19 protein-coding genes are annotated in these 22,601 nt (G+C 65.0%); 6 read left to right on the forward strand and 13 right to left on the reverse strand.

Annotated elements, in window-relative coordinates; all coding sequences use genetic code 11:
• From O6W96_RS12080 to O6W96_RS12100, 5 genes are all read right to left on the reverse strand, one after another.
• Positions 1-678, reverse strand: a complete 678-nt coding sequence (locus tag O6W96_RS12080) for a hypothetical protein (protein ID WP_353469772.1) — start codon at positions 676-678, stop codon at positions 1-3.
• Positions 675-2,042 carry a GNVR domain-containing protein gene (locus O6W96_RS12085; RefSeq protein ID WP_353469773.1) on the reverse strand — a complete coding sequence of 456 codons (1,368 nt, stop codon included), beginning with the start codon at positions 2,040-2,042 and terminating at the stop codon, positions 675-677. The genes O6W96_RS12080 and O6W96_RS12085 overlap by 4 nt, the downstream gene beginning before the upstream one ends.
• A complete protein-coding gene (locus O6W96_RS12090; RefSeq protein WP_353469774.1) occupies positions 2,039-3,409 on the reverse strand; it encodes an ATP-binding protein in 1,371 nt (456 codons plus the stop codon). The genes O6W96_RS12085 and O6W96_RS12090 overlap by 4 nt, the downstream gene beginning before the upstream one ends.
• 73 nt (positions 3,410-3,482) lie before the next feature.
• A complete protein-coding gene (locus O6W96_RS12095; RefSeq protein ID WP_353469775.1) occupies positions 3,483-4,325 on the reverse strand; it encodes a polysaccharide biosynthesis/export family protein in 843 nt (280 codons plus the stop codon).
• A gap of 19 nt (positions 4,326-4,344) precedes the next feature.
• The gene (locus O6W96_RS12100; RefSeq protein WP_353469776.1) at positions 4,345-5,631 is read right to left on the reverse strand and encodes a hypothetical protein; all 1,287 of its coding nucleotides are present in this window, start codon (positions 5,629-5,631) and stop codon (positions 4,345-4,347) included.
• Positions 5,632-5,883: 252 nt separating this feature from the next.
• Here O6W96_RS12100 and O6W96_RS12105 point away from each other — a divergent pair, with 252 nt between their 5' ends.
• Positions 5,884-7,269 (forward strand): hypothetical protein, encoded by a 1,386-nt coding sequence (locus tag O6W96_RS12105; protein ID WP_353469777.1) that lies wholly within the window; start codon positions 5,884-5,886, stop codon positions 7,267-7,269.
• 25 nt (positions 7,270-7,294) lie between these two features.
• Here O6W96_RS12105 and O6W96_RS12110 read toward each other — a convergent pair whose 3' ends face one another.
• Both O6W96_RS12110 and O6W96_RS12115 read right to left on the reverse strand, forming a co-directional pair.
• On the reverse strand, positions 7,295-8,506 hold the full coding sequence (locus O6W96_RS12110; protein WP_353469779.1) for a glycosyltransferase family 4 protein: 1,212 nt from the start codon (positions 8,504-8,506) through the stop codon (positions 7,295-7,297).
• A 43-nt stretch (positions 8,507-8,549) separates the two neighbouring features.
• Complete coding sequence (locus tag O6W96_RS12115) at positions 8,550-9,107, reverse strand: hypothetical protein (protein WP_353469780.1); 558 nt, start codon at positions 9,105-9,107, stop codon at positions 8,550-8,552.
• A gap of 328 nt (positions 9,108-9,435) precedes the next feature.
• Between O6W96_RS12115 and O6W96_RS12120 the strand changes: the two genes are divergently transcribed.
• Positions 9,436-10,644, forward strand: a complete 1,209-nt coding sequence (locus tag O6W96_RS12120) for a glycosyltransferase family 4 protein (protein WP_353469781.1) — start codon at positions 9,436-9,438, stop codon at positions 10,642-10,644.
• A 34-nt stretch (positions 10,645-10,678) separates the two neighbouring features.
• Here O6W96_RS12120 and O6W96_RS12125 read toward each other — a convergent pair whose 3' ends face one another.
• A complete protein-coding gene (locus tag O6W96_RS12125) occupies positions 10,679-11,743 on the reverse strand; it encodes a glycosyltransferase family 4 protein (protein WP_353469782.1) in 1,065 nt (354 codons plus the stop codon).
• Positions 11,744-11,985: 242 nt separating this feature from the next.
• Between O6W96_RS12125 and O6W96_RS12130 the strand changes: the two genes are divergently transcribed.
• Positions 11,986-13,374 carry an exopolysaccharide biosynthesis polyprenyl glycosylphosphotransferase gene (locus tag O6W96_RS12130; protein WP_353469783.1) on the forward strand — a complete coding sequence of 463 codons (1,389 nt, stop codon included), beginning with the start codon at positions 11,986-11,988 and terminating at the stop codon, positions 13,372-13,374.
• A 52-nt stretch (positions 13,375-13,426) separates the two neighbouring features.
• Positions 13,427-14,827: a glycosyl hydrolase family 17 protein gene (locus tag O6W96_RS12135; protein ID WP_353469784.1), complete on the forward strand. Its 1,401-nt coding sequence runs from the start codon at positions 13,427-13,429 to the stop codon at positions 14,825-14,827.
• Between the two features lie 57 nt (positions 14,828-14,884).
• Here the strand turns inward: O6W96_RS12135 and O6W96_RS12140 are convergent, their stop codons facing one another.
• The 5 genes from O6W96_RS12140 to O6W96_RS12160 all read right to left on the reverse strand — a co-directional run bounded on the left by O6W96_RS12140 (position 14,885) and on the right by O6W96_RS12160 (position 19,803).
• Entirely contained in the window at positions 14,885-15,349 is a 465-nt protein-coding gene (locus tag O6W96_RS12140; protein WP_353469785.1) for a PilZ domain-containing protein, read from the reverse strand.
• Positions 15,350-15,450: 101 nt separating this feature from the next.
• On the reverse strand, positions 15,451-16,611 hold the full coding sequence (locus tag O6W96_RS12145; protein WP_353469786.1) for an acyltransferase family protein: 1,161 nt from the start codon (positions 16,609-16,611) through the stop codon (positions 15,451-15,453).
• A gap of 44 nt (positions 16,612-16,655) precedes the next feature.
• The gene (locus tag O6W96_RS12150; RefSeq protein WP_353469787.1) at positions 16,656-17,897 is read right to left on the reverse strand and encodes a glycosyltransferase; all 1,242 of its coding nucleotides are present in this window, start codon (positions 17,895-17,897) and stop codon (positions 16,656-16,658) included.
• The gene (locus O6W96_RS12155) at positions 17,897-18,478 is read right to left on the reverse strand and encodes a serine O-acetyltransferase (RefSeq protein ID WP_353469788.1); all 582 of its coding nucleotides are present in this window, start codon (positions 18,476-18,478) and stop codon (positions 17,897-17,899) included. Before O6W96_RS12155 ends, O6W96_RS12150 begins: the two co-directional genes overlap by 1 nt.
• A complete protein-coding gene (locus tag O6W96_RS12160; RefSeq protein WP_353469789.1) occupies positions 18,475-19,803 on the reverse strand; it encodes a lipopolysaccharide biosynthesis protein in 1,329 nt (442 codons plus the stop codon). Before O6W96_RS12160 ends, O6W96_RS12155 begins: the two co-directional genes overlap by 4 nt.
• A gap of 319 nt (positions 19,804-20,122) precedes the next feature.
• Here O6W96_RS12160 and O6W96_RS12165 point away from each other — a divergent pair, with 319 nt between their 5' ends.
• Positions 20,123-21,259, forward strand: a complete 1,137-nt coding sequence (locus O6W96_RS12165; protein ID WP_353469790.1) for an acyltransferase family protein — start codon at positions 20,123-20,125, stop codon at positions 21,257-21,259.
• A complete protein-coding gene (locus O6W96_RS12170; RefSeq protein WP_353469791.1) occupies positions 21,259-22,581 on the forward strand; it encodes a hypothetical protein in 1,323 nt (440 codons plus the stop codon). The genes O6W96_RS12165 and O6W96_RS12170 overlap by 1 nt, the downstream gene beginning before the upstream one ends.
• Positions 22,582-22,601: the final 20 nt, after the last annotated feature.

The raw sequence follows: 22,601 nt of genomic DNA on the forward strand, positions 1-22,601 counted from the left end.
TCAGACCAGGACGGTGCCGGTGATCGGGATGCCGTGCTTGTCCAGCACTTCGATCAATCCGCGCACCACGTTCCGCTTGGTAAAATGCTTGCGGATGACGATCACTGCGGAGTCGAAGCCCCTCAGCGCATCGGCGATGCTGGTAGCGCCATTGGTTGCGCTGACGACCGTGGCCGCAATCATCTGGCTGGCCGAAGTCGCGATCGCGTCGTGCTGCTCGATCAACGAGCGGCGCTCGATCGGTTCATTACCGCCATGGATATCGGCGCCGGTGCCCGAAACCAGTAACCCCGGGATCGCGGTCACCTGATGCTCGGCATGATCGGCAAGCTGGAACAGGCTGGCGATGCGTGGATGCGCGCGGTTCGCGTCGACGACAACGGTCTGCGATCCAGCTTGCGCCATCACCACACCAAGATTGGCGGCGAGCACCGCCAGCGCTTCGTCACAATCGATCCCGACCAGCGCGCAGGCGTGTGATCGGCGATCGCTGTCGGCGTAGCTCTGGACGATCGAGCTGCGGATCGCGCGTGCTGCGACGACATAGGGCGTGTCGGTCTCATAGGCCGCCACGACCAGCGGGTCGACGCTGCCGGGTGCGACGACATGCGCCGAGTCGATGTGCGTATCGCGGTCGAAACCGGACGTTGCCGGACCTGTGGTCGAACGAAGCCTCACGCCATTGCCTCCTTGCGGGGGGCTCGCCAGCCCGTGGTGCCGCTCTTGATATCGGTCATGTCGGCGATCACGTCGAGATCGAGCGCGCGGGCGGTGCCCGATGGCGTCCGCAGTCGTGGCGCCAGCATTTCCTGGCCAATCGCGGCTGCCAGCCCGGCGCCGGCACCCATCACGATCGCCGCGATGATCCACAGGATCAGGTTCGGCTTGGACGGCAAGGTCGGCGGTACCGCACGATCGAGCCGGCTCGCGTTGGCCTGCGACACCTCGGACTGAAGAGTCGCCTCGTTATAGCGCTGGCGTACCGTGTCGTACGTTGCCCGCGCGGCGTCGACATCCCGCTGCAACACGTTCAGCTGATCCTGCACGCCGGACAGCGCGAGCATCCGCGTCTGCTGCGCGGCGAGGTCGGCACGAATGCTCGACTCGCGGCGGCCCGCGGCCGAACTGGCGGCGGTCAAAGCCTGTGCCTGGACCGAGCGCGCGGATGAAAGCTGGCCACGCAGCGCCGCAAGCTGTGCGTTGGCGGCGAGCATGTCGGGATGGTTCGGCCCGAGCGTCTTCGACAGCTCGGCGACCTTGCCGGCCTGCAAGCCGCTTTCGCGTTGAAGGTCCTGGACGATCGTCGACTGCGCCACCTCGGGCTGGGCGGTCGAGCCCGACTTCGACTGCGCAACCGCGGCGGCGGCCTGTGCGGCTACCAGTTCGGTCGACAGGTTGCGGACGCGGTCGGCCTCGACGTCCATCCGGTTCATGCCGACGATGCCGTGCTGGCGCTGGAAGTCGGACAAGCGCGACTGCGCGGCCTCAAGCCGATCGCGGACGTCGCGGGTGCGGGCGTCGTACCATTTGGCGTTGCCGCGCGCGTTACCGCTGCGCAGCGTCACCTGCTTGGTGAGGAACGTGTCGACGATCAGGTTGAGCGTTTTCGCCACCTCGTCGGGCGACTTGCCGGTCAGGCTGAGCCGGATGACATTGCTGCCCTTCTCGCTACTGATCGCCAAGTCGCGGCGCAGCATCGTGAGGCCGTTCTGGTTGCGCGCAGTCGGTGTGTCGCCCAGCGCCGCACTCTGGAACTGCGGGCTGCGCTGCACGACGTCGCTCAGCACGGCGTCGCTGCGGATGATATCCTGCTGCGTGCCGATCACCGACTCGAGCACCGAGCTGTTGTCCGAGCCGTTAGCGCTGTTCGCGCTGACCGGATCGCGCTCGGTCAGATCGACCAGGATCGACGACGTCGCGGTATAGGCGCGCGGGCGAGTGAAGCCGAGTGCGGCGATGGCGAGAAATACCACCCCGCCGACCAGCAGGACAAGGCGGATCCGATGCCGGATCGCGCTAATCAAGTCAGCGAAACTGATCACTGGTCACGCACTCCTCGTTCCAAGACATTACGCAGGTCGTCGAACCCGGTCGGCTGGATCCGGGCAGGATCGATCCTGCGATTATAGACCAGCAGATAGAATTGCGGCGCCAGCGTATCGTCGAAATAATAGCTGCCCTCGATCGCGCTGGCATGGAGGATCGGGCTCAGTGCCGCGAACGCCGCGGCGATGGTCGCGTCGTCATGACCATCCTCGTTGAGCACCAACGTCACCTCGCCCCGCTCGATCCGCGTCCGCATCGCCGCGGCAAGGCAGATCACCGCGATCGCCATCGTCGTCGGCTTGGGCAGGCGCTGGAGATCGACCACCAGCGCCGCGGCGCGCGGACTGAGCGCACCCCATTCGCCATACGCATCGAGCAGACCCTGCTGGACGAGCGTATCGTCGATGTGGTCGCGACCCGCACGGCTTGCCGCGATCGCGCAATTCGCGCCGAACAGACGCAGGTGATACGGCGACCCGACCGCCGAACGGGCGATCTTCATCGCCGCATCGTCGTCGATCGTCAGCCCTGCTGTGTCACAGCAGCGGACCAGCAGCGCCTTCAACTGGTCGGTCTCGATCCCGCCGATCGGCACCGACACGATATGCCGACGCAGCGAGGGATGCCCCTCGATCAGGTCCTCGAGATTGGCGGCGATGCCGACCGCGACGATCCTGACCGGCGAGCGCATGTCCGACAACAGCTTCATGAGCGCCGCCATCTCGGTCTTGGTCGCGTGCGTCTCGATCCGATCGAACTCGTCGAGCACGAAGATCGTCGGGCGACGCACCGTCTCCGCGAGGATAGTCGCCATCTGGCGCGCATCGAACGCCGCGGTCAGCAAAGGCTGGACGTCGATCCGCCGTATGCCTTCGCCGGGGATCGACAGAAGTTCGACGAGATAGGGACGGCAAAGCTCGGAAAAGTCGATATCGCCGCCGGCCAGATTGTAGAGCACGGTCGCACCGGCCTCATCCGCCAGGTCGCCGAACACGCGTGCCAGCGACGTCTTGCCCGAGCCACGTGCGCCGAACACGATACCGTGCTTGCCATGTTCGAGCACCGCCTCGACGAGCCGGTCCAGTTCGCGCGCGCGGCCGGCCAGACCGGCGCGGTTCTCGACCGGCATGCCGGCATCGAACGCGCTGTGGATCCGCGTCCGCCCAGAACTCAGCGCCCGCGATGGCGAGGCTGCGGGCGCGAGGGTAGGGCGTGCCGGGATCGCTGCTACCATCGGCCCCGGATGTGTAGGTGCGGCCGACGCGCGACCAGGGGCTGCTCGCAGGTCTGGCAGGCTGGACAGGGGCGGCTCGGGATCGAGCACACCCGACAGCCAGTTGCCGAGGCGTGTGAAGAAACTCATCGGTTGCCTCCCCGCGCCGTCGGATTGAACGGCGCCGGAACGATCGAGGTCATGGCAAAAGGGGGCATCGCGATCAGAACCACTTTTCCTTGATGACCAGCACATCCTCGGGCTGGACCGGCATGTCGAGGTCGGGCTTGTCGAGCTTCTGCCCGCCGCGCCGTACTTCGATCCGCTTGACCGAACCGGCGAGCGTCGGGCCGCCTGCGAGTGCCAGTGCCTGGCGGAAGGTCATGCCCGGCTGGACCGGGAACGCACCGCCCTTGTTCACTTCGCCATAGACGTAGATCGTCTCGGCGGTCGGCACGAACAGCGTGTCGCCGGGCTGGACCATCCGCGACGCGCCGCCGCTGAGATCGGCGAGCGAGATGCGCTGCGGCTGGCCACCCGCCGGGGTCAGGATCACCGTATTGGCGCCATCGATCCGCGGTCCGCCGGCGCGCGCGACCATCGCCGAGACGGTGTAGGGGCGATCGATCGGGTACAGCCCCGAATTGGGGACTGCACCCAGCACGGTCGCCGTCTTGCTGCTGTACGCCGTGATTTCGACGTTGATCGACGGCTTGCTCAGATAGCCGCCGCGGACATAAGCCTGCGAGAGTTCGGTGCCGAGCTGTGCGGTCGTCTTGCCTGCCGCCTGGACGACGCCGAGATACGGCGCGGTGATCGTGCCGTCGGCGCGGATCCGGGTCTTCGACGACATCGCTTCCTGCCCGAAGACGGTCACGGCTATCTCGTCGTTCGCGCCCAGAACGTAGGATCCCGCCGCCGCGCCGGTCGCACCTGGCGAGGTCGAATTCGGCGCCGTCTGCCCCTGTGCAGGGACGGGAGTCTGAGCGTGTACAGTCTGGGCGAGCAGAACCGCCGACAGCGCAAACGCGCCAGCCAGGCGTACGGAGTGCCAGCTACCTGTCATGATGTGCCTCGTCATTATATCAGAACCTGTACGATACGCCCGCCGCAGCGCGGTTGGCATCATAGTTGTTGAGCCCGGTATTGGTCCGGCGCGACGTGCGCTGCGCGTCCAGGGTCAGATTGAGCCGCTCGCCAATCGCGCGGGTCAGGCCCAACGTCAGGCTCGTAAAGCGGTCGCTCGCAAAAGGGGCTGCAATGACGAGAGGATCGCCACGAAACTGGCGCCGCCCGAGAACCGCGCCACCGCGCAGCAGCGTCCGCTCCGCAAACCGCCATTCGGTGCCGAGCGCATAATCGGTCTGTACGGTGAACCCCGCCGGCACGAGTGAATCGTTGACGATCCGTCGTCCCGCCTCGCCCTTGAACATGATCCGCGGGATCGGACGGAACACCAGGTCGAGGTCCCAGCCCGCACCGTGATAGGGGCGGACGTTGGCACCCTTGCTGCGCGCCTGCAGGTAATGCAGATCGACCGACAGCTCGACCCGGCTGACGACCGCGCGGTTGAAGGTCACGCCGGCCTCGTCGATCCGGTTGACGACGCCGATGGTCGGGCGGTCGGCGCGCGAATAGCGATAGAAGAGCGCTGCCTGGCCCAGGCTGGGGCGCGCATAGCCGATGCCGCCCGCCGCCGATACGAGCGTCTGGTCGGCAAAGTCGAACAGCGTGTCGTTGCGGGTCGTCCGACGCGACAGCTCGGCGAGCGGAAAGAATCCGACCGCGCGCGGGCAGCTGGCCTTCACCGCCAGCGTCGAGAAGGTCTGGAAATTGTCGATCGGGCCGTTGATGTCGCCATAATCCGCCTGTTGGCGGGTAAAACGGAGATCGGGCTGGATCTGGCAGATGCCAGCGATCCGGATCGTCCCGCTGCCCTTGATATCGGCGCGCACCCGGCTGCGATCGGTGTTCTGGGTATAGAAACTATACCCGATGTCGCCATCGACTCGCAGGTCGTTCTGTCCAAGTTGACGCTGATACGAGGCCCGGAGCGCGGGCGTGACGATAATGTCGTCGACCGGTGCCGCACGATCGTCGCTGGTACGAAAGATGTTGTCGTCATACGCAACATCGGCTGCCGGCGTCACGCTCAACCCAGGCTGGCTGACGCCCGACTTGCTCAACAACGGGATCGGGATCAACGGCATGCCCAAGCGTTCGGTCTGTGCGACGGCTGCATTTGGCACGGCGAGTATCGTCGCCCCCAGCGTTTGCGCGACGACACCGAACAGCTTGGCATTGCGCGCGAGTCCGGCGTTTTCCTTGCCGCAATGCAGCATGAACCGATGAGCAGGTAAGCGACCGAACATGGAGTCTGCGTGCCTTCTCGCATTCGCGGCGTCAAGACGCACGGATTTATGCCGTCGTGACCATCGCCTCGGATCACGCTGCACCGCCGCATAAAGGTTCGATTATGTCCGGGCCATTAACCGCATCTAAAATCTTGGGAATTAGCGCGTAGCCATCAGTGAGGGAAAGATATGGCTCGCCGTTTTGTGCCGCTGTTGGGAGTATTATTGGCATCGTGTGGTGGCGGCTCCGATGCGTCTACCGAAGCTGTCGTGACGGTCCCCATCGCTGCCCCGACCCCTACACCGACCCCCGCGCCGACGGCGACTCCGTCTCCAGGCGCGGCCGACGCCAGCGCGCTGCCGGTCGAGTCCGGGGCAACCGCGATCGTCTTTGCTAGCGCCGATCTTCCCGTCCGCACCACGGCCTATATCGTCGGCGCGGCTACCCATTTCTCCTATGCGGCATCGGCCGGTTACGATCCCGACAGCGTCGCGCAACGCTTTACCGAGACCGGCATTCGCGCGTTCCGCGAGGATCTCTTCTGGAACGCGCTGGCGCCCGACTGGGACGTCGATGGCGCCCATCTGCCGACGCCATTGGTGACGTTCCTCGGCAAGACCAGCGCCCGCCCGCTTTATATCGTCAACAACGGCAATCCCTGGATCCTCGGTGCATCGCCACCGGCGGGGGATGTCGGGCAGGCCGCGTTCGCCACCTACGCGCAGCATGCGGTGGCGGCGACCGCCGGTCGCGATGCGCTGTATGAGATCTGGAACGAGTGGAACCGCAACGCGGTGCGCGACAAGCCGGTTCTGGTCGGCCCCGGCGATGCCTTGGACTATCGCGCCTCGCTATATTACGCGCCGCTCGCCGCGCGGGCGACCAATGCGATCAAGCAGGTGGCGCCTGGTGCGAAGGTCCTGGTCGGCGCGGCCGGCGACGATCCGGGCTGGCAGTGGACGCTCGACGTACTGGCGCGCGGCGGCGCGGCGCAGGCCGACGGCGTGTCGGCGCATATCTACAATCACTGCGCCAACACCGCCAACCGCACCGCGACCGAGGCGATCGGACGCCTCGGAGCGCTCCATGACAAGGTCGCCAGCGCGAATAGCGGGCGCGACCTACCGGTCTACGTGACCGAGTGGGGCTGGCCCTCGGGCACGGCGTCCTGTTCGGTGAGCAGCGCCAAGATCGCGACCAACGTACCGCAATTCCTGCTGCATACCGCCGCGCTGCCGTGGGTGGCGGGCAGCTGGTATTACGAAACCAAGGATTCGGGCGCCGATCCCGCCAACATCCAGTATAATTTCGGGCTCTACGACGCCAATTACGCCGCCAAAGCCGCGCAATGCGCGTTCGCCGACGCCAGCGCGCTGATCGCCGAGGCCAAGGCGATGGCGGTACAGACCGTCGATGGCGGGCTCACGGTTATCCGGGTCGCGACGCCGCGCGGGCTGGCGATCGTCGCGTGGAGCGCGGTGTCGGGTCGCCAGGGGCGGGTCACCGTCGGCGGCACCGCCGCCTATACCAGCCGGACGCTGTGCCAGGCGTCGGGCGCAGCCTCTGCCGATCGCAGCGTCACGGTTGGCGAGATGCCGGTGATCATCGACGTCCCCAACGTCAGCCGGCTGGGAGTCAACGCCCGCCTGCTATGAGGGGGCTCGTCCGACGCAAGCGATGTTAGCGCTTGCTCGCTGCGATCTGTTCGAAGGCGCCGAGCATCTGCTTGGCCAGTGCGTCGTAATCGTAACGCTCGGTCTGGTTCGCCGCCTGTTCGCGTAGCACGAGCAATTGTTCGGGGCGTTCGAGCACATCGACGATCGCCGCGCGCCATTGCTCTGCATCGCCGGGCGGCACGAGCATTCCGTTGACGCCGGGTTCGATCAGTTCGGGAAGGCCGCCCTTGTCGCTACCCATGACCGGCAGCGCCTGAACGAGGGCCTGGAACACGACGCCGGGTGAATTCTCGGCCCAGAGCGACGGCACGACCAGAAGGTCGCTCTCCGCCATGATGTCGGCGACGATCTGTTGTGGGACATGGCCCTGCATCGTCAGCCACGGCCGTTCGCCATAGGTCGCGCGCAACGCGTGATCCTCCGGCCCCTTGCCGAGCACGGTGAGATGGAAGTCGTAGGTGGCCGAAAGCTGGTCTAGCAGTTCGAGAAGGAAGTTGATGCCCTTGGTCTGCTCGAGCCGGCCAACGAACAACAGTCGCACCGTGTCGACCGGCGCATGTTCGACGCGCGGTGCCGGGTAGCGATTCGGGTTGAGGATGTGAAAGCGCGGATAGTCCTCGATCGGCAGCAGCGACGAGATCGTGTCGAGGTTGGACTGCGACGGCGAGATGAAGCCCAGCCGTGGGATCTCGCGCAGAAAGCCCATCTTCACCTTCGAACTCAGGCGACAATTGGTGCATTGCCCGACGCATTCGTCGCTGTCGCGGAACATCGTCGTCCGCAGGCAGGCATAAGCGAGATCGTGCAGCGTGATCGCGGTCGGGATATCGTGGCGGCCGATCACCTTCAGGCCATTATAGCCGAGTCCCGAAATCCAGTGGATGTGGATGAAGTCCGGCTTGAAGTCGTCGATGACCTTCTCGAACATCGCCTCGTTGCGCGGATCATAGTGATCCTGGGCGTGCCAGATCGGCTTCTTCCAGCCGGGGGCCTGACTGGCCTTGAACACCGGATAGATATGCGGCGTGTTGACGCGGTACAGCGTGTAGCCATCCTGCGGCGTGGCCCAGCTTTCATGCTCGACCATCGGCGCCGCGGTCAGCACCGCGGCTTCGTGACCATTGGCCGCGAACCAATAGGTCAGGCTGTGCGCGCAGAGTTCGGCACCGCCGATCACGTACGGCGGATAGAAGGCGGAGATGCTCAGAATGCGCATCGCGTCCTCCCTTTGCGGGGCTGCGACGTTACCGCGCCACAGGTCATGACGCGCCGACGATCCGGGCCGGCACGCCCACCGCGACCGCGCCGACGGGCACGTCGCGCAACACGACTGCATTGGCGCCGATCATGGCTCCCTCTCCGATTGTAACCGCTCCGATGATCGCGGCCCCTGCCGACAGATAGGCATCCCGACCTATCCGCGCATGGCCAGGACTATGCGAATGTCTGGAGCCGATCGTTACGTTCTGCAAAATAACGACATTCTCGTCGATCGTGCAAACACCGACGACGATGCCGTACGGATGGGGGATATAGAGCCCGGCTGCGACGGAACAGCCGATCGCGATCTCCGACCCGAATGTACGGCAGGTCCACCACCACCAGATGCGCCGCAGCGGGCGGCCGACGATCGGAATACGTGCGAGTGCGTCCTGGATCCGTCGGGCCAGCACGAACTGGAATCCTTGCGTCAACAGCACCATCCGCATCGCGAACGCTAGGGTGAGGGGGGTCGATTCATGATGCGCGAACAGCGCCAGATCTCGCCGGACCGCGGCACGAAAACCGACTGCCGCGCCTTTGCCCTCGGTGGTCATGAACGGACGATACCCTTGTTGCTCACCAGCACTTCCAGGCGGTGGAGATATTTTGATGCATTGCGGCAATTAACCAACCCTGCAAGACCATGCCGATGAACGTGTAGCGTTTTTTGTAAGAATCGGGCAGGAGCGGTCTCGGTAGCTGGCAGCCTGTGCCACTTCGGTGTTGCAGGAAGCGGTGAGGACGCGATACCGCACGTGCGAACTGCGATCCATGGCGGCCATGATCGTCCAGGACGATGATAGTCCGCCTGGAATGTCAAACAGCGGAATCGCCGCGCTATATGCACGGCGGCGGGCCGCATGGAACGATCCGAAGGGTAGCATGCGCATTCTGATCGTAAATACGTTGTATCCCCCGTCCTCCGTGGGCGGAGCGGAGCGTTCGGTCGCGCTGCTCGGCCGGGCGGTGGCGGCCCGAGGCCACGACGTTCACGTCGCGTCGCTGCATGACAGCGACGCGACGATCGAGGAGCAGGACGGGCTGGTGACGGTCCACCGTCTGCCGCTGCGCAATATCTATTGGCCGTTCCACCCCGATCATCGCCCGTCAAAGCCCGCGCGGCTGCTGTGGCATCTGCGCGACCGGCGCAACCGCAAGGCGACGCGCGACCTGATCGCGCTTGCCAAGCGGATCAGGCCTGATGTCCTCCATACCAACAACCTGCAGGGCTTCTCGACCGAAATCTGGCACTGGGCACGCGCGAACGACATCCGGATCGTGCACACGCTGCGCGATTACAGCCTGATGTGCGCGCGCGCGGCGCTGTATCGCGATCGCAAGGATTGCGTCGAGCGCTGTGGCGATTGCCGTCTGCTGACCGACCGCAAGAAGCGCAACACGCCGCTGGTCGACGCGGTCGCCTCCAACAGCCGCTACGTGATCGACACGCATGAGCGCCACGGCTTCTTCCGCGATACGCCGAGCCAGGTGATCTTCAACATCGCCGACGTCACGTCGGTGGTGTCGAGTGCGGAACGGCCGGGACGCGAGGATTCGCCCGGCCTGGTGTTCGGCGTGATCGGCCGAGTCGAACCCGAAAAGGGCATCGAGATCGTGCTCGCCGCGATCACCGGCGTCGAAGGCGACTGGCGACTGCGGATCGCGGGCGGCGGCCAGACCGACTATATCGAAGGGCTCAAGGCGCGCCATCCCGATCCACGGATCGACTGGATGGGGTTCGTCAAGGCGGATGCCTTCTACGACAGCATCGACGTGCTGATCATCGGTTCGACCTGGCCCGAACCGCTGCCCCGCACGATGATCGAGAGCCTCGCGCGGGGTACACCGACGCTATATTCGGACGCCGGTGGCACGCCCGAGATCGGCCCGATGGCGCCGCTCGCCGAGATGTATGCCAAGGATGATCCGGAGGCGCTGGCCACGCAGATACGTCGCGCGCTGGTCGATCCGGTCGCATGGCGCGCACGGCGATCCGCCGACCCCGACTTGCTCGAGCAATTCTCCGAGGCCGCGGTCGCTGGGCGGTATATCGCGCTCTATTCGGGCGGCGACGCCGACACGGGCAACTGATCAGACGTGCCGGGCCGCGCTGGTCGGTGCGGCTTCAGACCGTCGCGAGCGCGGCAATCAGATCGTCCGCACTCGCCGCCCAGGTGTAGGCGTGCGCGCGCGCGACGGTGCGCGCTGCGAGCGTTTCGACCAGCGTGTCGTCACGCAGCATCCGCTCCATCCCCGCGGCGATCGCGTCGACCGACATCGGGTCGACGTACAGCGCCGCGTCGCCGCACACTTCGCGCACCGGCGGGATGTCGCCCGCCAGCACCGGTCGGCCGAAGCGCATCATCTCTAGCGGCGGAATCCCGAACCCTTCGTACAGGCTTGGGAAAACGAGCGCGCGCGCGCCGCGGTACAGCCCCATCAGCGCGGCGTCGCTGATCCGGCCGGGCAGGATCACGCCCGGCGGAACGGTGTCCATGCCGTTCTGCGCGAAGGATTTGACCGCGGCGCCAACCAGCACCAGCCGATCATTGGGTTGCGCGACGCGCGCAAACGCCTCGAGTGCGCGAGGCAAATTCTTGTTCGGCGCGAACGATCCCACGAACAGCAGGAAGCGGCCTGGCGTCAACCCGAGTTGGTCGACGATCGCCGTGTCCGGCACGATCGCATCGACATGATCCGCGGCATTGGGGATGACCGGGATCGTCGCGGGGTCGAGAGCCAGCACTGCGGCGAGACGATCGCGCGAAAAACCCGACACGGTCGCGATCCGCACGCGACGCGCGATGAGGCGTCCTAGGGTGCGGTGCATGGTCCGATACGGCCATGAAAAGTTGCCGGGAAGGTCGTAGACGAGCGCATCATGGATGACCGTCAGCGATCGCCGCGGCAGCACCGGCCCGGAGTTGCAGAGGTTCAACAACGTCGATCCGTGCACCGCGCGGGGCAGGTGGAACTGCTCCCAGCCATGGCCGCCGCCCTTACCAATCGTCCGGGCTGAAAAATGGGGCCATTCGTCCGGCATGGCAACGCCCGGCGGCAGCAATATTGTCCAGCGTGGAGGCTCTTCCCCTCGTACGATGCGGTCGTGCACCTCGCTCAGCAGCATTCTGGCAAACCGCTCGACACCCGTAACCGTACGACCCAGAAAACGCCCGTTAACCCCGATCATTAGCTATCTTTCCCAATTCCGTCCGTGGATAGGCACGGCGCGACGCCATGTGGTTGCCGGTTGGCCGTGCGACGTCATGGTGCGTCACATACGCCGATTGGGGGACTTCGTTCAGCTTTTATGCGGTCTTCCCCGGCTATAACGAGCGATTGATCCACAATGGTCCAACCGCTATCATTGTTGCGTCGCAGCGAAAACCGGTCGGTAGACCAGTGGCCGATTTCTAGGGATTTAGTCACGCGATGGAAGTAGCCATGGGGCATGTCGGCGAGATTTCGTTGGCCGGTGCACTCCACCGACGCAATTTGCGGTTGCGGCTGTATTGCCTGCTGATCTTTACGGATCTGCTGGCGATTTCGATCGGTTTCGCGATCGGCAGTTTCGTCCGCGGTGACAATTGGCTGTCGCTGAGCGGGATCGATCTCGCCTATCCGGTCCTGCCGATCTACCTGCTGATCGCCTTCAACAATAAGGCGTATTCGCGGCCCGCGATCACCAGCGGGTCGGAGTCGATCCTGCGTGCGATCGTGCCGTTGGCGATTACCGGTTTCGCGCTGCTGACGCTGATCTTCTTCGTTCAGGCGGGCAACGAGATTTCGCGGGTCGCGTTCGCGATCGGTTTCGGTGGCACGATGATCCTGATGGCGGGGTTCAGGATGGCGATCGTGATCGTCGTGCGTCGCACGGCTGCGCCCAAGTTGGTGGCCGAATTGCTGATCGTCGACGATGTCCCGCGCGCCGAGTGGAACGAGCGTCAGGTCTGCGACACGATCTTCGCGGCGGAGGCCGGGATCGAGCCTGACATGGGCAACCCGCACATGCTCAACCGCTTCGGCCAGATGGTCAGCAAATACGAGCGCGTCGTCGTGCAGTGCCCGGCGGATCGCCAGCTCGACTGGTCGCTGCTGTTGCGTGGCGCCAATGTCGACGGCGAAATCCTGTCGCCCGGCTTCGGCAAGCTCGGCGTGCTCGGGTTGCAGAACTTCAAGGGGCGGCAGACGCTGCTCGTGGCGCGCGGGCCGCTGAGCTACACCGACATGGCCAAGAAGCGCGCGCTCGATATTATCGTGACGCTGGTCGTGCTGATCGCGATCTCGCCGGCGCTCATCCTGATCGCGCTCGCGGTAAAGCTCGACTCGCCGGGACCGGTGCTGTTTCGGCAGGAGCGGATCGGGCGCGGCAACCGCATCTTCCACATCCTGAAGTTCCGGTCGATGCGGGTCGAGAATTCAGATTCGCGCGGGTCCACCTCGACCCAGCGCGACGACAAGCGGATCACCCGCGTCGGTGCGTTCATCCGCAAGACCAGTCTCGATGAAATACCTCAGTTCATCAACGTATTGATGGGTGACATGAGCCTGGTCGGCCCACGTCCGCATGCGCTGGGATCGCTAGCGGGCAACCAGCTGTTCTGGGAAATCGACCGCGAATACTGGCATCGTCACGCGTTGAAGCCCGGCATTACCGGACTGGCGCAGGTCCGCGGTTTCCGCGGCGCGACGCACCGCGACGTCGATCTCAAGAACCGGCTCCAAGCCGATCTCGAATATCTCCACGACTGGAGCCTTATGCGCGACGTGACGATCCTGTTCCGGACGATGAACGTGCTCGTCCACAGCAACGCCTATTGAGCCGGTATTCCGGCGAAGCTAAACGCAAAATTCGGGGGTCGAGGAGAAGTCTATGCCGTCCAACCGATCCCTCACGTCGCCGCGCGCACCTTGGAAAATTCTTGGCCGAACCGTGATCGCGGTTTCCGGGTTGGTCGGGGGCGCTATTGCACTCGCCTCGATGGCGCCGATGACGTCGACGCCCGATCAGCTGAAGTTGCTGCCCGACGGGCCATTGAGCGCTCGACCGGTGCCGCTGATCGTCGGTGTCGGCGTGCATTTCGGAATCGGCGGCGACTATGGCTATGATCCGGCGCGCACCGCGCAGGCGATGGAGACCATGGGCGCGTCCTCGTTCCGTGACGACCTGACTTGGTCGGGTTTCAAGGGGGCAGGGATGAATGCCCCCGGCACGATGCGGCCGGGGCAGGCTGCCTTCCTCGCGGCAACGCGCGCGCGCCCGTTGTTTATCCTCGATCATCCCAATCCCGCGATCGGCGGCGATGGCATTCCCGTAACCGACGCGGGCCGCGCCGCGTTTGCAGGTTTCGCGCGCGATGCCGCGCAGCAGACCGCCGCGCGGCGTCCAATCTACGAAATCTGGAACGAGTGGAACCTCAACGCCGCCCCGGCGATGGGCAAGCTTGTCGGACGCGCCGGACCTGGCGATCCTCGCGGTGGCGATGCCTATGCCCGACTGGCGGCGCAAGCTACGGCATCAATACGCGCTGCTCAGCCCGGCGCGACCATTCTCGCCGGAGCGGCGGGCACCGACACTGGCTGGCAATGGGTTCGCTCGGTCGCTGGCGGTGGCGGCCTGCGCGGTGCAGACGGCCTGTCGGTGCATTACTACAATCATTGCGAGCGCCCGGAAAACCGTACGGCGGACGAGGCAATCGACAAAATGCAGGCGTTGCATAGTGCGATGCCGACCCGGGGCGGGCGCGCGATGCCAATCTACGTCACCGAGATTGGCTGGCCGACGACGCGCGGCGGGTCCTGCGATATCGCGCGCAACGATTCGGGCGACAATATCGCACAGTTCCTGCTCTGGTCCGCGGCGACCCCCTGGATGCGCGGCGTCTGGATCTATCAGCTGAAGGATCAGGGCCAGCGTCCCGATGATATCGAGGATAATTTCGGGCTGTTCACCTACGATTATAAGCCCAAGCCTGCCGCGTGCATGGTCCGCGACGTCACGCACCTGATCGCGCGCGCCAAGAGCTGGCGGGTCGACCAGCCGCGGCCCGGGCTTACCGTGGTCCGGATGGACGATGGTCAGTCGCGCAAGCTGATCGCCTGGACCGACCGGCCCTCGCGGACGGCGCAACTGGTGCTTGGTGGCGCACCGACGCCCTATCGCACGGTCTGCGCACCCGACGGACCGCGCGACACGAACATTCCGATCGGATCGCGACCAGTCGTGGTCTCGCTGGCTGACAAGGGCACGCCGATCCGGTATCGGATGATGTGATAGAGCGGGCTGGCAACGGCGCGTCTGGCCGTCCTGTCGATCACCCGCCGTCGGCGATCAGCCGAGCAGGCGGCCTGCCGTAACCGCGATTGCCGTCCATCCTGCTAGGCTGATCGCGCCGAGGAGAACCAGGCGGCCGCGCGGTGCCCATTTGAACGTCGCCGGCGCGCGTAACGCGGCATAGCCGAGGTCATGGACGTTGTCGGTCATTGCCGCGGTGACGCTGCCCGCGGGCAGGGGGGTATCGAACTGACACCCATAATCCCACTGGCCAACCCAGGTGATCCTCGCCGCGTTCTGGCCGATACCGGGGATGCCGATCGTAACGGCTTGGTCGATCGACAGCGGCAGGATCGATTCGACCCGGCAGCCGTCACGGTTGAGGTCGGCGATGCGTACTTCGCGGGAAGAGGGCGCATCGGCGAGCCGCAACGTACCCGTCCGCGCCAACGAAACGCGCGTGTCTGCTCGCCGCTCGATCGTGTCGGCAAGCGAAACTAAATTATGAGCAGTTGCCACCATGCGTTCCCTAGTTCGGACAAACCCCCGACCCATCGGCCGATCTAGGTGGCATGGATTGACGAAATCCTACTTTTGTATCGTTACTCCGGTATTAACCGACATTAGTTTCGCGGCCCGATCGATTTGGGCTGACCGGTTGGGGCTGCGGCGCCGATCAGTCCGCCGACGATCCGCTGGAACACGCGCTTGCGGCGCTCGGAAACCTCGGCGATCAGGAGGGCCAGCACGACCGACCCGCCGATCGCCACCGGCCCACCAAGCAGATGGGTACGCAGACCGGGAAACACCGACGTGAGCATGATCAGGAATGGCTGGTGGACAAGGTAGAGCGTGAAGCTCGCGCCTGCCAACCAGCGGATCGCGCGCGCGAGCCCCGCCGGGAATATGGTCCGGCCTTCGGCGGCACGGCGGAACGCGACGATGTTGATCGTGATGACCACGCCGACCAACGCGAAATAAACGAAGCTCCGCGCCAATTCCGCCGCGCCGGCTGGCTCGTACATCGGCCAGGCCCAATGCTCCATTGTCCGCTTGACGAGTAAATAGCCCGGGATCGTCGCGACGAAGGCGGCGAGTGCCAGCCATTTGGACATCGTCACCCGGCCCGCACGGACGTAGCGATAGGCGACGAGGCCGAACAGCCAGATCGGCATGTACGCGACCACCTTGGGCCCGAAGGCGATCATCAGCAGGACGCCGATCAGCACGCCGCGCACGCGGCCGAGATAGAAGAACGCCGCGAAGATGACGTAATAGGCAGCTTCGAATCCGAGCGACCAATAGGGCTCGTTGCTGCCGAACACGCGGTGGCTGAACCAGAGTTCGTTGGTGAAGGTCAGCGCGAACGGCAAATTGGCCAGATAGGCGGGATCGTAGAAGCTGTGGGTGCTCAACGGTACCACACCGAAGCGGCTGGTGACCATGTCGCACGCGAAGCTTACCAGCAGCGCGATCAGGCATACCGAATACAGCCGCGACAGACGCGCGGTCGCATAGGCGCGCAGGCTGTGCTCCTTCTCCTCCGCGACGAAGGCGATGACGAACCCCGACAGCACGAAGAACACCGCGACCGCCTCGCCGGTATGGCCGGAGATGAACCCGGACAGCCCCGGCATCACGAAATGCCGGGCATGGCCCAGCACCACCTCGAACGCCGCGACCAGCCTCAGCAGGTCGAGATAGATCGACAGGTTCGGATCGAGCACCTTGATCTTGGCGCTCGGGGGATCGGTCGGCGCTGCGTCCGTCCGTGTCTCGCTCACGATGCCCGCTCCTTGTTCGTCGCCAGGGTTCGTCGCCGAGGCCATTATCCGGCCCGGCCCAAACGCGCCTCGATCAGCGTGTCGACCAGCGCGCCCTCGCGCTGTCGGCTATGCGCGGCCCAGCGATCGCGCACCTGCGTCCGCGCCGTCTCGACCGCCACGGGATCCTGCGCCAAAGCGAGGATATGCCGGGCGGCGGCTTCGGGCCGGTCGAGGTCGAGCAGCGCTTCGACGCCCATGAAATCGAATCCCTGCAGCGACAATGGCGTCGCCATCACGGGCGCACCCGCAGCGAACGCCTCGAGCATCTTGATCTTCAGCCCGCTACCGTGAACGACCGGGCTCAGCATGCACAGGCAGGTGCCGAGCAGCCGCTCCATCTCGTCGTCGGCGACGAAGCCCAGCGTCTCGACGTTCGCGGTGGCCGATCCGATATGCTCGCGCGTGCCCTTGCCGATGAACGTCACGATCGCCGGAGCATCCAGTGCCAGCAGCACAGGCGCGAGCGCGTGTGTGATCCAGTCGATCGCCGCACGATTGGGGGGGAAGCCGGGGCTGCCGATGAACAGCACACGGCGTTGATCGACGCCGTCGGAGGGCGGCGCGATCGCCTTTGGGTCCGAAGCCCGTGCTCTCCGTTCGATCACCGGGCATAGCGCGACGCCCTTCGCTCCAGTCAGCCCGCGATACTGGCGCGCGTCGCTGTCGGAGATGAACACGGTCCGCGCCGCCCGTCGCAACAGCAGCGCCTCGATCAGCCACGCCTGGACCGCCTCGATGCGCAGGAACAGCGCGGACAGGCGCGACGTCCGCAACCGCGCGCCGTCGACCAGCGTGTCCGGGGTGACGTTGTGCGCGATGAACACGAACGGCGTCCGCCCCAGCACGAGCCGCCACATCGACACGTTCGCCAGCGCCTGAATATGATCGACCACGATCAGGTCGGGTCTTGCCGCCAACCCCGCGCGGATCGCCTGCCGCGCCGGGGTCGAGACGAAACCGATGCTCATCAGCAGCTTGCCCGACAGCAGATGCGCCAGCTTGCGGATCTTGGACGGCGTCTTGGTATCCGCACGATAGCCCGCGACGCCGCCGAACGCAGGGGGCGGGGTATCGGCCGGCAACGTCGCGAACACGCCGGTCAGCGCGATCGCGGACGACGCTGCCAGCTCGCCGATGTGCGCGCGCGCAACGACGTCCATCCCCGATCGCGGGGCGACGGGATCGCCGGCACCGATATAGAAGACGCGCAACGGCGGACGATCTGACGCCGAAAGCGGGGTCATTACGCGCCGATGCTCGAAGTAGGGGCCGCGCCGAGGATCCGCGCGGGCGATCCGGCAGCGATCGCGCCTGCGGGAACGTCCTTCAGCACGACGGAATTGGCACCGATCTTGGCGCCTCGGCCGATCGTGATCGGCCCGAGGATGGTCGCGCCGGCGCCGATCTCGACATCGTCGCCGATGATCGGCCCATGCGGGGCATCGTCGCCACGCTTGCCGATCGTGACGCATTGCAAGATCACGACGTTGCGCCCGACCGTGCAGTCGCCGAGCACGATCGCATAGGGATGCGGCATGTAGCAGCCGGGTCCGACGGTCGCGATCGCAGCGATTTCCGATCCGGATCGCCGACAGGTCCGCGCCCAATACAACCGCGCCACGATCCGGCCGATCACCGGGATCGATGCCAGCAAGCGCTGGATCCGGTGCGCCAGGATGAAGTGGAAGCCAGGGAGGAACAGCCACGCATAGATGAAAAACGCGCCGCCCGGGCGCCGGCCGCCGACTTTTGCAACACGGGTCAGATCGCCGCGGACGTGGTCGGCACAGGTGCGCCATGCCGACGGCGAATGAATGTCGGTCATCGCTGCGGCATCCCCGTTGCCGGATCGTTTGCCGTTTCCATGCGTGGACCGGGCGCCGGATCGGGCTGCTTCATCTTGCGCAGGACATGGCGCAGGTACACCAAACGGACGATGAACAGCGTGCTGGCGGTCGCCGCCGCCGACAGGCCGGCGCCGATCAGCCCGAAGAAATACATGAACCCGGTGCCGAACGCGATCGCGACGATTACGCCGGCCACGTTGTTGACCGCGTACATGCGGTCGCGCCCCATGCTGGTGATAGACACGTTGAGCAGGTCCGACCCCGAGCGGATCGTCGCCGCGAGCAGCATGATCGCGAGCAGTACGCGGAACACCGGGAAGCGGCCGGGCGGGGCGAAGTAGAAGATCAGCTCGGTCGCGAGGAAGATGCCGACGCTGAACACCGCGGCGAAGGTCAACGTCTTGATCATCTGGCGGCGCAGTTCGGCCTGCCACTCGGCCGGATTGCCACCGCGGAACGCACGCACCATCCGTGGCAACGCGAGCTGCACCACCGCGGTCGAGATCAGTGTCTGGAGCGCGTTGGTGATCGAGAAATAGAAGCTGTAGATACCCGTTGCGACCAGCCCGAGCAGCGCGTTCAGGATGAAGCGATCGGCGTAGCCGAGCCCGACGATGCCGAGATCGCTGAAATAGATATACCAGGCGCGGCGCGCGCGATTGACCAGCACGCTCAGCTTCTTCTCTTCGCGCAGGCCCGCCTTCATCGGCCAGCGCCTGAGATAGACGAACAGCATCGCGATCGCGAGCAGGTGGCTGAGAATCCAGCCGATGAAGATCATGTCGAGCGTCTTCAACGCCGGCACGGCAAAGCCGATGGCGACGACAATCGGGATCCACAACGCCGAGCGAACGAATACCAGCACGTTGGCGAACAGCGCCAGTTCGAGGCCGATCATCGGCATGTAGATGTCGAGCGCAACCGTTTCCAGCCACAGCAGGATCAGGATCAGGACCTGCGTCTGCGTGATCTCGCCGGTCTGCCAGATCAGTACGGGCACCGCGATCAGCGTGCCAGCCAGCAACGAGGCGAAGGTGATGATCAGGCGATCGCGGATCAGCGGCGCGGCGGTCGCGGGGGTGTGCCCGACGACTTCGCGCGATACGAAATAGTTCAGCCCCCAGCCGACCGTCGCGGGGACGATGCCGATCGCGCCGATGGCGAGGCCGTAGACACCCGCCGACGCGAGTCCCAACTGGCTGACGATGTAAAACGACAAGGCAAAGCGCAGGAAGAGCGTCGACCCGCGCAAAGCCATGTTCGGCGCGCCGCCGCGGATCAATCGTGTCAGTAACACAGACATGATGGAGGCGGCATCTCCGCTTGGGCGTCGGCGCAGACCCGATCGCCGGCCGACTGCCGGGTCATACTGCACTACAGCATGCCAGTAGGCGATTTCGGACCTATACGTCCACCCGCGGCGGTCGCAGGCCGTAGTAGCATCCAGTGCCACGTCGTCAAAACAGGTCGGTATGTCGCAGGTTCGGGATCTCACTTCAGAACGTGTTGCGCCGCGGCATAGTTTTCCGAAAATGACTCTCTATAGGGCATTCTGCAGTGAGCAGGTTCGCGGCTTGGTGCCCCGCACCACGGTCCTCCTACCCCAAACGAAGGTGTTCCCGATGCGTCTCGGCCGGATAGACAGCCTCCAGATCCTACGGTTTCTCGCCGCCTTCCTCGTGTTGTGCGGGCACAGCCAGCACGCGCTGGTCGAACATATCGGCGCGCGCGCGGGGACCTGGGGCTTCATTCCGTTCGACTGGGGACTCGGCGTCGACGTGTTCTTCGTCATTTCGGGCTTCGTGATGTATTACATGATGCACGACCGGTTCGGGAATGTCGGCGCCGCCGCGGACTTCCTGCGCCGCCGGCTAATCCGGATCGCGCCGCTCTACTGGCTGTTCACGACGCTCGCGCTGGTCGTGCTGATCGCGACCGGTGCGCCGCGACCGGGCGCGACCAATATCCTGTTCTCTTACCTGTTCCTGCCCGGCCCGGTCTGCGGCGACTATTGTTTTCCGGTGTTCACGCTCGGCTGGACGCTGAACTACGAGATGATGTTCTACGTCGTGTTCGCGATCGCGCTGCCGTTCCGTCGCACCGCGGGGCTGGCGATCATCTTTGCCTCGATCCTCGGGTTGATGGCGGTCGCGCACCTCGCGCCGCTCGACTGGCGGATGCTGCATTTCTGGGGCTATCCGCTGACCGGCGAGTTCCTTGCCGGGATCGGCCTCGCGCACCTGTTCCTCAAGCGCGTCCGGATCCCCCGCATGATAGCGCTCGCGATGCTGCTGCTTGCGCTGGTTCTTGCGGTGATCGGCTATCAGACCGGCGCGTACGACACGATCGGGCGGATCGTCACGGGCGGCATTCCGGCGACGCTGATCATGGCCGCCGCAGTGCTCGGGCTCGAACCGGTCGGCGGTCGGCATGGCAAATCGTCGTGCCTGACCGGGCTGCTGGTCGCCGGTGGCGATGCCTCCTACGCGCTGTACCTGTCGCATCCAATCGCGATTAAGGTCGCCGAGGCGATCGCGCAGAAGCTCGGCCTGTTCGAGCGTGCCCCCATGCTGCTCCTGCCGATCGCGATCGTCGGTGCGCTGATCGGTGCGGTGATCGTCCACCGCGTCATCGAAAAGCCGATGCTCGCCATCCTCAACCGACGCTGGAGCCGCTTCGGCAGCACCGGTATGGGAGACGGCCAACCCGCGCCCGGTCGTGCCGGGGTGATCATGACCGCAGAACCGGAATCTCGCTGATGGCTAGCATATGGTACAGTGCCGACGTGACGGACGATGCCGCAGGTACGGTCGGCAAGAACGATCTGGCGCTCACCTGCGCCGCCGCGCTGCTCTGCATGTTCGCGGTCCGCGACGCGCTGACGGGGATGTTGCGGTATCTCCTGCAACTCACGCATCTGTCACCTCTGTGGTTCGTGCCCGATCTGCTGGCGATGGCCGCGTTCGCCTATTTCATCTGGCATTATGCGATCCAGAAGCGCTCGGCCTTCGCGATCGTTGCGACGTTGAGCACCATCTCGGCGGCGGCCGTATCGATCATCTTCATGTCGTGGACGCCGGCGATGTTCGCATCGTCGGTCAAGTCGTTCATGCCGATCTTCGTCGGATTCATCTGTTGCGGCCGCAGCGTCGTACGGCTGCCCGCAGTTCGGGTCTGCCTCGCGATCATGTCGGCGGTGTCGATCATCGGCCTGATCTTCGCGCCGCATATCGACTATCCGTGGGTCGGTGCGGACATCGACAGCTTCAACGGGTTGCGCAACATCTCGCGCGTGTGGTGGATCGACGGCAAGGTGCGGTACGGCGGGTTCGCAGGCGATAGCACGATGGCTGCATTCATGGTGCTGTTCCCGTACATGATGGTCTATCGCTGGGTGCCCAAATGGATGAATCTGCTGATTCTTCCGCTGATGCTCTGGGCGATCCAGATCTCGACCAACCGCACCGCGCTGCTGACGCTCGCGATGTTCACGCTGCATCTGGTCGTCGTCGACGTCCTGATCCCGGCGAAGAACCGGCTCGACGTCGATCGCCTGATCGCCAAATTTTCGTTCCTGACCGTGCTGGTGCCGTTCGTGCTTGTCTTCGCCCTGGCGGGGGCGGATCTACAGGACGTGTCGTCCAAGCTGATGAGTTTGCAGGACCGGATCGACAACAGCTGGCAGCTGCCCTTCACCTATCTCCAGCAGATATTTCCGGCCGGGCTTCTGATCGGCTGCGGGCTTGGCTGCTTCGCCTATCCGATGAAGTTCTCGGACATGGCCCAGTACAACGTGCCGGTCGATAACTTCTACATGACGACCTATCTGATGCTCGGGATCCCGTTCCTGGTCATCGTCGCCGGCGTGTTCGTCTCGTGCTTCAGGACGGTGGACCGCACCAAGCTGCTGATGCTGATGATGCTCAACGTCTATGCGATCACGGTGCAATGCTACGGCCCGGCGTTCGCCACGCTGATGATGGGCTATGCGTTCAGCGATGCGTTCATGACGGACACCGGAGGCTGGCACCGCCGCTTCCGAAAGCCGGAGGGGGCGGACAAGGTGCTGGCGACGTCTTGATCGCGTATTGAAGGCGGACG

It is taken from the genome of Sphingomonas faeni, assembly GCF_040407495.1.
Classification (GTDB): domain Bacteria; phylum Pseudomonadota; class Alphaproteobacteria; order Sphingomonadales; family Sphingomonadaceae; genus Sphingomonas; species Sphingomonas faeni_D.

What these genes read in the sequence shown, in the direction of transcription:
- O6W96_RS12140 (WP_353469785.1), bottom strand. Translation starts at nt 15,349, where the DNA reads ATGGTGGCAACTGCTCATAATTTAGTTTCGCTTGCCGACACGATCGAG.
- O6W96_RS12135 (WP_353469784.1), top strand. Translation starts at nt 13,427, where the DNA reads ATGCCGTCCAACCGATCCCTCACGTCGCCGCGCGCACCTTGGAAAATT.
- O6W96_RS12115 (WP_353469780.1), bottom strand. Translation starts at nt 9,107, where the DNA reads ATGACCACCGAGGGCAAAGGCGCGGCAGTCGGTTTTCGTGCCGCGGTC.
- O6W96_RS12150 (WP_353469787.1), bottom strand. Translation starts at nt 17,897, where the DNA reads ATGACCCCGCTTTCGGCGTCAGATCGTCCGCCGTTGCGCGTCTTCTAT.
- O6W96_RS12120 (WP_353469781.1), top strand. Translation starts at nt 9,436, where the DNA reads ATGCGCATTCTGATCGTAAATACGTTGTATCCCCCGTCCTCCGTGGGC.
- O6W96_RS12130 (WP_353469783.1), top strand. Translation starts at nt 11,986, where the DNA reads ATGGAAGTAGCCATGGGGCATGTCGGCGAGATTTCGTTGGCCGGTGCA.
- O6W96_RS12160 (WP_353469789.1), bottom strand. Translation starts at nt 19,803, where the DNA reads ATGTCTGTGTTACTGACACGATTGATCCGCGGCGGCGCGCCGAACATG.
- O6W96_RS12155 (WP_353469788.1), bottom strand. Translation starts at nt 18,478, where the DNA reads ATGACCGACATTCATTCGCCGTCGGCATGGCGCACCTGTGCCGACCAC.
- O6W96_RS12090 (WP_353469774.1), bottom strand. Translation starts at nt 3,409, where the DNA reads ATGAGTTTCTTCACACGCCTCGGCAACTGGCTGTCGGGTGTGCTCGAT.
- O6W96_RS12100 (WP_353469776.1), bottom strand. Translation starts at nt 5,631, where the DNA reads ATGTTCGGTCGCTTACCTGCTCATCGGTTCATGCTGCATTGCGGCAAG.
- O6W96_RS12165 (WP_353469790.1), top strand. Translation starts at nt 20,123, where the DNA reads ATGCGTCTCGGCCGGATAGACAGCCTCCAGATCCTACGGTTTCTCGCC.
- O6W96_RS12125 (WP_353469782.1), bottom strand. Translation starts at nt 11,743, where the DNA reads ATGATCGGGGTTAACGGGCGTTTTCTGGGTCGTACGGTTACGGGTGTC.
- O6W96_RS12110 (WP_353469779.1), bottom strand. Translation starts at nt 8,506, where the DNA reads ATGCGCATTCTGAGCATCTCCGCCTTCTATCCGCCGTACGTGATCGGC.
- O6W96_RS12095 (WP_353469775.1), bottom strand. Translation starts at nt 4,325, where the DNA reads ATGACAGGTAGCTGGCACTCCGTACGCCTGGCTGGCGCGTTTGCGCTG.
- O6W96_RS12170 (WP_353469791.1), top strand. Translation starts at nt 21,259, where the DNA reads ATGGCTAGCATATGGTACAGTGCCGACGTGACGGACGATGCCGCAGGT.